Source organism: Streptomyces sp. 13-12-16 (assembly GCF_002114215.1).
GTDB lineage: Bacteria > Actinomycetota > Actinomycetes > Streptomycetales > Streptomycetaceae > Streptomyces.
Map to the genome: position 1 here is coordinate 1 of NZ_NCTE01000876.1, position 1,182 is coordinate 1,182.

The window sequence follows — 1,182 nt, forward strand, 5'->3', positions numbered from 1 at the left end:
GCCCTGGTCGACGAGCTCGAGGCACTGCTCACGTCGGGCGCGGACCTCGACTCCGGGACGGCGGCGCGGCTGAGGACACTGGCCGCCCGCTGGGCGCCGGCCCGCGCCGGCGGCGGGGGACCGGCCACCGGTCCCCTGGACCTGGAGGACGCGACGGACGAGGACCTGTTCCGCCTCATGGACGGGGCGGCCGGTACGGAGGCGCCGGACGGCCGGTAGACGGTCCTCGGCGTGTCCCCACGCGCCCCCGTCCCGTCGTCCGGCGGGCGGCGGCTTCGACGGGCCGGCCGGTGGCCGGCCCTCCACCCAGCGCACATCCACCAGCGGGAGATCACCTCATGAGCGGGCTCGTCATGCCCCCCGTCGCCCGGACCGGAGCGGGGGCCGGATCCGGCCCGGGCTCCGGCGGCGATCCGATGATCGTGGCGGATTCCGTCAGCAAGTCGTTCGGCACGGTCCACGCCCTGGACTCGGTCAGCGTCAGCGCCCCCCGGGGCACGGTCCTGGCGCTCCTCGGCCACAACGGAGCCGGCAAGACCACGCTCGTCAACATTCTCACCACCGCGCTGCCCCTGTCCTCGGGACGGGCCTCGGTGGCGGGGTACGACGTGACCCGCGACCCCTTCGAGATCCGCCGCCGCATCGGTCTCACCGGCCAGTTCGCGTCGGTGGACACCCAGCTCAGCGGCCGGGACAACCTCGTCCTGATCGCCCGGCTGCTCGGGGCGGGACGCCGGGCCGCCCGCTCCCGGGCCGAGGAACTGCTGGAGCTGTTCGAGCTGACCGAGGTCGCCGACCGGCGCGCGAGCGGTTACTCGGGCGGGCTGCGGCGCCGCCTCGACCTGGCCGTCTCCCTGGTCGGCGGTCCTCGGGTGATCTTCCTCGACGAACCCACCACCGGCCTGGACCCGTCCAGCCGGCTGAAGCTGTGGGAGATCGTCGAGGGCCTGGTCGAGCAGGGTGCCACGGTCCTGCTGACCACGCAGTACCTGGAGGAGGCCGACCGGCTCGCCGACTCGATCGCGGTGCTCTCCGCCGGCAAGGTCGTCGCCTCCGGCACCGCGGACGAGCTCAAGGCCACGGTCGGCCGGCGCACCGTCACGCTGACGCTGGACAGCGACGACGCGCCCGCGCGAGCCGGCGCCGCGCTGCGCGGCGCCGGGTTCGCGCCGGTCGGCGGCG

General features: G+C 75.5%; 2 protein-coding genes. Both read left to right on the plus strand.

The features are described 5' to 3' along the window. Nucleotides 1-219 (plus strand): hypothetical protein (locus B7767_RS46675; RefSeq protein ID WP_373408252.1); only part of this gene is annotated, 219 nt, incomplete at its 5' end. Between the two features lie 119 nt (nucleotides 220-338). After that, a partial coding sequence (locus tag B7767_RS31005; RefSeq protein ID WP_085575041.1) for an ABC transporter ATP-binding protein occupies nucleotides 339-1,182 on the plus strand: 844 nt, incomplete at its 3' end.